We start from the raw sequence: 10199 nt of genomic DNA, 5'->3' as shown, positions 1-10199 counted from the left end.
TTTGTAATAAGTAAATACAAGCACCATAGGCCGTCTGAAAAATTTTCAGACGGCCTTTAGCGATCAAAATAGATTTTCAATTTTACTGGATACAGGTTTAAAAGAATATAAGGCCTTACATTCAGACAGCCACGCCTGCCAGTTTTCCAATAAATCCGGTTATTACCAATGCCGCAACGCCCCATAAGCACACGCGCAAAACGGCAGGAACGACAGGCGCGCCACCAAGTTTAGCGGAGACATAGCCCAGTCCGGCCAATCCGCACAAAGTGGAAACTGCCAAGGCCGGAACAATGGCGGTAGAAGCCGTCAACGCGACCAGTAAAGGCAAAATCGCGCCGGCACAAAATGAAGCGGCAGAAGCCAGCGCGGCCTGCATGGGTTGGGCGGCAGAGGTTTCGGTAATGCCGATTTCGTCGCGCGCGTGGGCGGCGAGTGCATCGTGTTCCATCAATGCTTTGGCTACCTCTGCCGCGAGCGGGTCAGACAAACCGCGTCGGCGGTAAATTTCAGTCAGCTCTTCCAACTCTGCATCAGGATTATTTGCCAATTCGTAGCGTTCTTTGTGCAAATCGGCTTTTTCCGTATCCGATTGGCTGGACACGGAAACATACTCCCCCGCCGCCATTGACACCGCGCCCCCGATAAGCGCAGAAACGCCCGTCAACAGCAGGGTTTGGAAATCTGGCGCGGCAGCGGCTACGCCCGTCAACAGCGAGGCAGTGGAAATCAGGCCGTCATTGGCACCCAATACGCTTGCCCGAAGCCAGTTGTTGCAGTCGCTGAAATGGCGTTCGCTGTGGTATGAATACATATATGCTCCGATAAATTGGCTGTTTTCAGATGATGATAACATTGTATTGTTTTTTGAATTCAATGTCAGTTTATCCCTTCAAATCAAGCATTCTTAAATCTTTCTGCTGCCATTTCAAACCATAAAAACCAACACTCCTCTTTAGATTTTTTCAGACGGCCTTAACGCTTTTACAAGCAAATTTATTGTTCCAAGTCATGGCATTATCACAAGGCAGTTTTGTGCTGCTTGGTTTATCTGCTTAAAGATGCTATCTTTATGAATCTTTCCACTCCTCAATCCATTGAAAGGATGTATCATGGCTGAAGAAAACAAAATCAAAGTAAACGATTTGCCTGAAGATAAAAAAGAGCAAACCGAAGAAACCGAACTGCCCGTTATCAATAACGAAGAAAAACGCGGCGGTCACAGCGAAGGCGGTTGCTGCGGCGCATGCGGCGGCTAATCTTCCCAACCAAAGCCTCCGAGGCCGTCTGAAAAGTAAGACTCTTCAGACGGCCTTTTCCTTTCTAAACACTTACAGGTAAATCAATGAAAGGATGCAGGAGAAGAATTTAAACCCAACCGCGTTTGTGCTACATTCACATCTTTACAAACCACAACAATCTGCCCCGCAGACACACAAGGAAGAAAAAAATGTTTTGGTATATCGTCGGCTTTTTCGCCATTATCGTTTCCCTACTCGCCCTCTGGGTCAATGCCAGCGCGTTCGGTATGCAGGAAGACGGCACGCCGCAATCCGAATACGAAAAAATGTTGGGTCTGGGCGCAAAACTGAAAGACAAAGATACAGTTGCTAAGGAACGCGAAGCGGCGCGCTTTCATCCTGACGATTAAGTCTTATTAACTGGACAATCTTGCCGAACTGGGCTAATGTTCCAAACGCATAATGCACACCAACACAACTATACGAGAAGGTAAGAGAAATGACTGTACGAATCGAACACGATTTATTGGGCGACCGCGAGATCCCTGCTGAAGTATATTGGGGCATCCATACTTTGCGCGCCATTGAAAACTTTAAAATTTCCACACAAAAAATTTCCGACGTACCGCAATTTGTCCGCAGCATGGTCATGGTTAAAAAAGCCACTGCACAAGCCAACGGCGCATTGGGTGCCATCAAGCCGGAAATCGCGGCCGCCATCGAAAAAGCCTGCGATGAAGTATTGGTCAAAGGCCGCTGCCTCGACCAATTCCCGTCCGACGTTTATCAAGGCGGCGCCGGTACTTCGGTCAACATGAATACTAACGAAGTCATTGCCAACCTCGCATTGGAAGTCTTGGGACACGAAAAAGGCCACTACGACATCGTCAATCCGATGGACCATGTCAACGCCAGCCAATCCACCAACGACGCCTACCCTACCGGCTTCCGCCTTGCCGTGTATTACAACATCGGCGAATTGCTCGACAAACTGGCCGTCCTGAAAAACGCTTTTGCCGCCAAAGCCGAAGAATTTAAAGACGTTTTGAAAATGGGCCGCACCCAGCTTCAAGATGCCGTGCCGATGACTGCCGGCCAAGAATTCCAATCTTTCCAAGTGTTGTTGGAAGAAGAAATCCTCAACCTCGACCGCACCCGCTCCCTGCTGCTTGAAGTCAACCTCGGCGCCACCGCCATCGGTACGGGCGTGAATACGCCTAAAGGCTATGCGGCTTTGGTCGTTGAGAAACTCTCCGAAGTCAGCGGCCTGCCTTGCAAACTGACTGAAAACCTGATCGAAGCGACCTCCGACTGCGGCGCATATGTGATGGTACACGGCGCATTGAAACGCACAGCCGTCAAACTGTCCAAAATCTGTAACGACTTGCGCCTGCTCTCTTCCGGTCCGCGCGCCGGTTTGAAAGAAATCAACCTGCCTGAATTGCAGGCCGGTTCTTCCATCATGCCTGCCAAAGTCAATCCCGTGATTCCCGAAGTCGTCAACCAAGTCTGCTTCAAAGTCATCGGCAACGACACCACCATCACTTTCGCAGCCGAAGCAGGTCAACTGCAACTGAACGTTATGGAGCCGGTAATCGCCCAATGTATGTTTGAAACCATTTCCCTCTTAGGCAACGCCGCGGTCAACCTGTCCGACAAATGCGTCAAAGGCATTACGGTCAACCGCGAAATCTGCGAACACTACGTCTTCAACTCCATCGGTTTGGTCACTTATCTGAACCCATACATCGGCCACCGCAATGGCGACTTGGTTGGCAAAATCTGCGCCCAAACCGGCAAAGGCGTACGCGAAGTCGTACTGGAGCGCGGTCTGTTGAGCGAAGAAGAACTCAACCGCATCCTCTCCCCAGAAAACCTGATGAATCCTCATCTGTAATCAGGATTTGAAATCAAAGGCCGTCTGAAACTTTAACGTTTAAAGTTTCAGACGGCCTTTTCGTATTGATATGGATATTTATCGAATTTTTTTGCGAAATTCAGAATTAAAAGATAGCCTGACCGTCAGGTTTGATTTAACATGGTGTTGCCCCAGCCTGTTTCCTCCTTAAGGTTATGCTGGTAATAATGCCTCAAAAGGAACCGGATATTGGAATAACATCTTCATTTATTAGGAAAACCAGATGAATCAAATTACACGCGAACAAATGCTGCAAGTATTCGAAAATCGCTGCTCCACCCGTTATTACGATCCCAACAAAAAAATCAGCCAAGAAGATTTTGCAGCGATTTTAGAATTTGCCCGCCTCTCCCCAAGCTCTGTCGGCTCTGAGCCATGGAAATTCTTGGTGATTCAAAACAAAGCCCTGCGTGAGAAAATCAAGCCTTTCAGCTGGGGGATGCAATTCCAACTGGACGACTGCAGCCATCTGGTGATTATCCTTGCCAAAAAAAATGCCCGTTACGATACCCCGTTCTTCCGCAGTGTTGTCGAACGCAAGGGCCTGCAAGGAGAGCAGCTGGAAAAAGCGTTGGCAAAATACAAACGCTTCCAAGAAACCGACATTAAAATTGCCGACGACCAACGCGCACTCTTCGACTGGAGCGGCAAGCAGACCTATATTGCTTTGGCCAATATGCTCACAGGCGCAGCCGCCATCGGCATCGATTCCTGCCCAATCGAAGGCTTCAACTACGATAAAATGAACGAAGTATTGGCAGCAGAAGGCCTGTTTGATGCCAACGAATGGGGCGTATCCGTAGCGGCAACATTCGGCTATCGTGCCAAAGAAATCACCAAAAAATCACGCAAACCGATTGAAGAAATGGTAACTTGGGTCGAATAAGCAGTTTGTATTCTCAGGGCGGCAAATGCTGCCCTTTTACTTTTCTAAAAAAGTGAGGCAAATTCCGTAACAACAAATGCTTCTAAATTTAAACTCAAAAAGGCCGTCTGAAACCATGTGTCAGAAATCCTAGATTTCATTTCACACCGTTTCAGACGGCCTTATTTGATACGCTTCTACTTAAAACGATACTTTCAAACTGCCGTAGAAGGCACGGCCATGCTCGTTGTACGTTTGTGCGCCGGCAGTTGTGCGGTACAGTTTTTTGTCAAACAGATTGCTGACACCGCCACGGACGGCTACGCGTTTGTTCCAGTTGTAGCCTGCATTGATGCCCCAGATGCCGTAAGAGCCGACTTGAGTTTGGCTGTGTTCGGAAGACAACGCTGCCACGCCTGCACGAGGATTACCTTTTTGCTCCAAATGGTTGACTGCCACGCTGCGCGGCTTGGTGCGACCGTAGTGGGTAAAGGTCAGGTTGGCATCAAAGCGTTCGTTCGGCGTCCAAGACAGTGTGCTGTTGATGGTGTGTTTTGGCACCAAAGACAATGGATTGCCTTGATAATCTTCGGATTTGTGCATGTAAGTGAAATTGTTGCTCCACTTGAGTGTGTCATGCAACGGAATCACCAAGTTGCCTTCGATACCCGAAATAGTCGCTTTCGGCGTATTTTCCCATTGCAGGAGCCAGTTGCCGATATTGCTGGTGGCAATAAGCTGGTCGCCAATTACGATTTTATTGCGGTACGCATTATGGAAATAAGTCGCGGAAGCCTGCCAGCCGTTTTTGTTGAACTCAAGACCAATCTCTTTATTGATACTGGTTTCAGGTTTCAAATTGTTGTTGCCCATGTAATAGCAACGGACGCTGTTCGGCGCATTGAGCGGGCAACCCTGACCGCGTGTGTACAGGATAAAGTCAGGATTGGTTTGATACAGGTTTGGCGCTTTGTACGCACGGGCAACACCGCCTTTGACCAACCAGTTTTCGCCGATTTGATGCGAGAAGTTCAAAGCCGGACTCCAGTTGCTACCGCTGTCGCTGTTGTGGTCGAAACGGATGGCCGGAATCAGATGGGTTTTGTCGGTCAATGAAATATTGTCTTCAACGTATGCCGCCCAGTTGCGTTGCGATGCCTTACCGCCGCGCGTTGCGGAGATACCGTTAAACGCATCGGTTTTGCCTTGGTCTTTAAATCCCTGAGTATTGGAGGCAGGATCGTCCAATTTGCTGTCAGTAAATTCCGCACCGACCGTCAATACATTATCGACACCAAGTTTGAACGGAATATTCGCTTCGCTGCTGAAGCGCAGGTTTTTCAGACGGCTTTGAACAAAATCCAAGCCTGTATAGCTGCCTTCCGGACCACCGGCCAAACCTTCAGGCAAGTGGCTGTTAATTGTGCGCTCATAACTGATCACGTTTTTGGTATCGCCCCATTCCCATGCGCCATCATACGTTAAGGAATAAGCAGAACGGTATAAGCGGGCAGTTTCGGCTTTGCTGTCGGCCAAAGAATTAACCAAAGCGGAACGCGGATTGCTGTTTTGCGTATCGCCGTTGTAGATATTGCCCTGACGGCTGTAACTGCTGTCTAAAATCAGCGTTTGCGCTGGGCTGATTTTCCATTGCAGACGGCCTGCAATGTCTTTATTGCGTACGCCTTCGACACCGGCCGCGCTGTCATTGCCGTGTCCGGCATTAATATCGGCAGCATCTGCATCTGTTTTATTCAGGTTGCCGTAAATGCGGAAGCCCAAAGTATCTTGAATGATTGGACCGCTCAAATTGAAGCCGATACGGCGGGTTGCGCCCTCTTTGCTGTCTTGCGGCTGATTGGCGTAAAGATTGACTTGGCCTTTAAATTCTTTAGACACTTTTTTGGTGACAATATTGACCACGCCGCCCATCGCGCCGGAGCCGTAACGTGTTGCTGCCGGACCGCGCAAGACGGTAATGGATTCAATCTCTTCAACCGGCACCCAGTTACTGTCACCACGCGTATTGCGTTCACCGCGCATACTGATACGCTCGGACTGGCGCGAATTAACCGGCTTGCCGTCAATCAAAATCAAAGTGTTTTCAGGACCCATACCGCGCAAGTCAATTTGGCGTTTGTTGCCACGCTGACCTGTTGCCGTATTGCCGGTCAGGTTGACACCTGGCATGGTGCGGACAAATTCGGAAATATCATTGGCTGCAGGGCGTTTGTCGATATCGTCTTTAGAAATACGCGATACGCCGAGCGACTGTTGCAACTGCTTCTCGGCAGTAACGTAAACGGTATCGACTTCAGCCTGCTCAACGGCTTTCTCTTCAGCTGCGTGTGAGAATGCACTAATTAACGCCAAAGGCAAAATGGCGAGTGTGAATGTTTTCATTGCATCGTTTCTCTTGGTTTTGTTTGTTTAAAATTAAAATGAAAATCGTTTTGAATTTTAAATAAAATTAACAAAGTTTTCAATGCAATTAAGAGTGATTTACAATTAATATTTAAATTTTGTTAATAGAATTAACAAAATACCAAACAACTAAAAAGGCCGTCTGAAACAGCATGAAACGAAATCCGAGATTTCCATCATACCGTTCAGACGGCCTTATTCAATTTTTAATTATTTGCCTGCTGCTTTTTGCAGAATAGCATACAATTCGTCTTTGAGTTTGAGTTTGGCTTTTTTCAGCTCTTCAATCTCTTCGGCACCGCTGGTAACAGGATTGTTAACCAAACCGGTGATTTTATCGTCCAGCTCATTGTGCTCGTCAAACAAACGGGCAAAGTGTGCATCCTCTTGTTTCAGTTTAGAAATCAAATCGCGATATTCTGGAAACATTTTGTTTTCCTCTCCTGTTAATTAAATAAAAAAGTACTGCGGTCAAAAACTAGGACGAATCAATCTTTAGCTTCATTATAACAAACACGGGCGTTTTATCCAGTCTTTTTTAAGTCGAAACTGTTTTACATCAAAATTAATAATATCAACATAAGTTAGCGCCAAAATAGAAAGAAACGGCTTTATAGACGGCTTGCCGACTTGGGCATACAATCGGACTTATGCGTTTACATAATGGCCGAACCACCCTATTCCGTCATATCAACGGCATGGACGGACAATTTATCCTGCTTGAGAACCATCCTTCATGGATGCCGATCAATGATGCCGATTTCAACCATGCCGCGCCCCTGCCCGACGGTTTGGCCGTACACGAAGAATCGTTTTATCCATTTGAAAAAATAGATGCCGCCGAATCGGCAGACAATATCAAAATCTTCAGCGAAGAAGCCCTACGGCTGGAGAAAGAACGATTAAATGCGGTAGCCCTGGTAGAACTGGCAAAAAATCTTAAAGCCGCTCAAGCGGAAGCCGATTTAGCCGCGCTTCTGGAAAAAATGGATTTTCATTTAAAACAAGATGATATTTTCAAATAAACCCTTCAATCTCAGGCCGTCTGAAACCAAACACCTGACACAATTGTTGACAATGCAAGAAAAATAGTTCATCTTGAACCAATCCGCAGCACTCCATCCTATATTTTCAGCCCATCACAAAGGAATCGAGAACATGTTTTCAAAAAGCGTTACCCTCGCACAATATGACCCCGATTTGGCAGCAGCCATCGCCCAAGAAGACAAGCGCCAGCAAGACCACGTCGAGCTGATCGCCTCTGAAAACTACGTCAGCTGTGCCGTTATGGAAGCCCAAGGTTCGCAATTGACCAACAAATATGCTGAAGGCTATCCTGGCAAACGCTACTACGGCGGCTGTGAATACGTTGATATTGTCGAACAATTGGCGATTGACCGCGCTAAAGAGTTGTTTGGCGCAGAATATGTCAACGTCCAACCGCACTCCGGCTCGCAAGCCAACCAAGCCGTGTACGCTTCCGTTTTGAAACCGGGCGACACCATTTTGGGTATGTCTCTGGCACACGGCGGCCACTTGACCCACGGCGCAAGCGTTAACATCTCCGGCAAACTCTACAACGCCATTACTTATGGTTTGGATGAAAACGAAGTTCTCGATTATGCCGAAGTGGAACGCTTGGCTCTTGAACACAAACCCAAAATGATTGTGGCCGGTGCATCTGCCTACGCGTTGCAAATCGACTGGGCAAAATTCCGCGAAATCGCCGATAAAGTCGGCGCATACCTCTTTGTCGACATGGCACACTATGCCGGCCTGATTGCCGGCGGCGAATATCCTAACCCCGTGCCATTCTGCGACTTCGTCACCACCACCACCCACAAAACTCTGCGCGGTCCTCGCGGCGGTGTAATTTTGTGCCGTGACAATACCCACGAAAAAGCGCTGAACTCTGCCATCTTCCCAAGCCTGCAAGGCGGCCCGTTGATGCACGTTATTGCCGCCAAAGCCGTAGCGTTTAAAGAAGCGTTGCAACCTGAGTTCAAAGAATACGCAAAACAAGTGAAAATCAATGCTGCCGCCATGGCGGAAGAGTTGGTCAAACGCGGTTTGCGCATCGTTTCCGGCCGTACCGAAAGCCACGTTTTCCTCGTTGACCTGCAACCGATGAAAATCACCGGTAAAGCCGCCGAAGCCGCTTTGGGCAAAGCTCACATTACCGTCAACAAAAACGCTATTCCGAATGATCCGGAAAAACCATTCGTGACTTCCGGCATCCGCATCGGCTCTGCTGCCATGACCACTCGTGGTTTTGACGAAGCCGACGCACGCGTATTGGCGAACTTGGTTGCCGATGTCTTGGCAAACCCTGAAGACGAAGCTAACCTCGCAAAAGTCCGCGAACAAGTGACTGCTTTGTGCAATAAATATCCGGTTTACGGCGCATAAGCATTTTCGACTTGAATAAAATATCAGGCCGTCTGAATGTTCAGACGGCCTTTTTTTATTTCAACTTTTCTTTTAAATTTCAAAACTGTTTGCTTCGCTGACTTTGCGTATCATGCCTGCCGCGACAGTATGGTTGGTGGCTTCGTCAATCAGAATAAACGCGCCTTGTGCATGGTTGTCTTCGTATGCGGCAGCGGCGAGTTTTGAAACTGATACTACCGATGTCGTTGAGCTTGAGCGTTTCGGCGGATTCGGCAGCGCGGTTAAGTTTGTCTACTTCTCGTGATTTCTCAAACTGAGTGCTACTTTAAACAGGCCGTCTGAAAATGGGAAAGAATGTTTGGTTGTTAAAAAAGCTGTTTTCGTTATATCGCAAAGCTATGGGATATTACCTCACGCCATCCGTTTTCTCCGTGTCGCCAACCAACACACAATCGATCCTAAGCACACCATTCCAGCCCCCTTCCAAAATGTCATGGACAAAGGCGCGCTAATCAAAAACGAGGACACTACCGCAGACAACACTGGAATGAAATAAGATGCGCCTGCCAATACTGTCAGGTTGCCGCGCGAAATACCGATATTCCACACCGCATAGCCTAAACCCATACAAGCTGCCGCGGCAACGGCATAGCCGATCGATACGGCATCAAAATTCAACGTATTCGCGCCGCTGAGAAAGTATTCGATCCACAACAGTATCGACACCAGCGCAAAGAAGAAGCCAACGCTGCTGCCCTCTGCTTTCACACGCGCCGTCAGCGTGCAATATGCCGCCCAAAGCACGGCATCTACAAATGCCATGATATAGCCGCCGGGATTGGTGCGGACATTGTGGTAGATGCCGGAAACCGACAAGCCGACATCGCCCCCCAGTACGGTGGCAATTCCTAAAAACGACAGCACAAAGCCGATGACTATCCACCATTTTGACGGCTGTTTGTTGAAATATACCGCCCCGACGATGGTAAACGTCGGCCACAAATAATTCACCATGCCGATTTCCACCGCCTGTCTTGCGTTTTGCGCGAAACCGACCGACAGCGACAAACATAATTCGCAGCCGACAAAAAACACGCTCGCCCAAAACAAATAGCTGCGGTTGTAATTGCGCAAATGCGGCCGGCCGAAAATCAGCCAAATCAATACGGTGGACAAGGTGTACATCATTGCCGCGCCACCCACTGCCCCCATATGCAGGCTCAAAGAGCGTATCAGGGAAATGACGAAGCTCCACAAGGCAACAGCAAGCAGCCCGATGGCAGTGGCTTGTTTGGATGAAATATTTTGAGATAAGAAATGAATCATGGCGTATGTGCTGAAGATGGTTTTATTAGGTTTA

The 10199-nt window shown here is 48.2% G+C and carries 11 protein-coding genes; 6 read left to right on the top strand and 5 right to left on the bottom strand.

The annotated features are described in order from the left end of the window. Positions 1 to 121: 121 nt before the first annotated feature. The gene (locus tag O3660_RS05760; RefSeq protein ID WP_371464650.1) at positions 122 to 814 is read right to left on the bottom strand and encodes a VIT family protein; all 693 of its coding nucleotides are present in this window, start codon (positions 812 to 814) and stop codon (positions 122 to 124) included. A gap of 298 nt (positions 815 to 1112) precedes the next feature. Here O3660_RS05760 and O3660_RS05755 point away from each other — a divergent pair, with 298 nt between their 5' ends. The 4 genes from O3660_RS05755 to O3660_RS05740 all read left to right on the top strand — a co-directional run bounded on the left by O3660_RS05755 (position 1113) and on the right by O3660_RS05740 (position 4045). Further along, on the top strand, positions 1113 to 1259 hold the full coding sequence (locus tag O3660_RS05755) for a hypothetical protein (protein WP_003685706.1): 147 nt from the start codon (positions 1113 to 1115) through the stop codon (positions 1257 to 1259). A 191-nt stretch (positions 1260 to 1450) separates the two neighbouring features. Continuing rightward, complete coding sequence (locus O3660_RS05750) at positions 1451 to 1651, top strand: hypothetical protein (protein WP_003685538.1); 201 nt, start codon at positions 1451 to 1453, stop codon at positions 1649 to 1651. An 89-nt stretch (positions 1652 to 1740) separates the two neighbouring features. Further along, complete coding sequence (gene aspA / locus O3660_RS05745; protein WP_049328984.1) at positions 1741 to 3138, top strand: aspartate ammonia-lyase; 1398 nt, start codon at positions 1741 to 1743, stop codon at positions 3136 to 3138. A gap of 244 nt (positions 3139 to 3382) precedes the next feature. Then, positions 3383 to 4045 carry an NAD(P)H-dependent oxidoreductase gene (locus O3660_RS05740; RefSeq protein WP_049328985.1) on the top strand — a complete coding sequence of 221 codons (663 nt, stop codon included), beginning with the start codon at positions 3383 to 3385 and terminating at the stop codon, positions 4043 to 4045. Between the two features lie 180 nt (positions 4046 to 4225). Here the strand turns inward: O3660_RS05740 and O3660_RS05735 are convergent, their stop codons facing one another. Continuing rightward, complete coding sequence (locus O3660_RS05735; protein ID WP_049328986.1) at positions 4226 to 6427, bottom strand: FepA family TonB-dependent siderophore receptor; 2202 nt, start codon at positions 6425 to 6427, stop codon at positions 4226 to 4228. A 231-nt stretch (positions 6428 to 6658) separates the two neighbouring features. Further along, a complete protein-coding gene (locus O3660_RS05730; protein WP_049328987.1) occupies positions 6659 to 6877 on the bottom strand; it encodes a YdcH family protein in 219 nt (72 codons plus the stop codon). A 221-nt stretch (positions 6878 to 7098) separates the two neighbouring features. Here O3660_RS05730 and O3660_RS05725 point away from each other — a divergent pair, with 221 nt between their 5' ends. Further along, positions 7099 to 7473, top strand: coding sequence for a hypothetical protein (locus tag O3660_RS05725; RefSeq protein ID WP_049328988.1), 375 nt, complete (start codon positions 7099 to 7101; stop codon positions 7471 to 7473). A gap of 133 nt (positions 7474 to 7606) precedes the next feature. Beyond that, positions 7607 to 8857 (top strand): serine hydroxymethyltransferase, encoded by a 1251-nt coding sequence (glyA, locus tag O3660_RS05720; protein WP_049328989.1) that lies wholly within the window; start codon positions 7607 to 7609, stop codon positions 8855 to 8857. A 72-nt stretch (positions 8858 to 8929) separates the two neighbouring features. Here glyA and O3660_RS05715 read toward each other — a convergent pair whose 3' ends face one another. After that, positions 8930 to 9115: a hypothetical protein gene (locus O3660_RS05715; RefSeq protein WP_371464709.1), complete on the bottom strand. Its 186-nt coding sequence runs from the start codon at positions 9113 to 9115 to the stop codon at positions 8930 to 8932. 135 nt (positions 9116 to 9250) lie between these two features. After that, a partial coding sequence (gene yddG / locus O3660_RS05710) for an aromatic amino acid DMT transporter YddG (protein WP_371464648.1) occupies positions 9251 to 10199 on the bottom strand: 949 nt, incomplete at its 5' end.

It is taken from the genome of Neisseria sp. 27098_8_139, from assembly GCF_041433195.1.
Classification (GTDB): domain Bacteria; phylum Pseudomonadota; class Gammaproteobacteria; order Burkholderiales; family Neisseriaceae; genus Neisseria; species Neisseria subflava.
The sequence above is the reverse complement of the archived record's forward strand: the minus strand, read 5'-3'. Positions and strand labels throughout refer to the sequence as shown.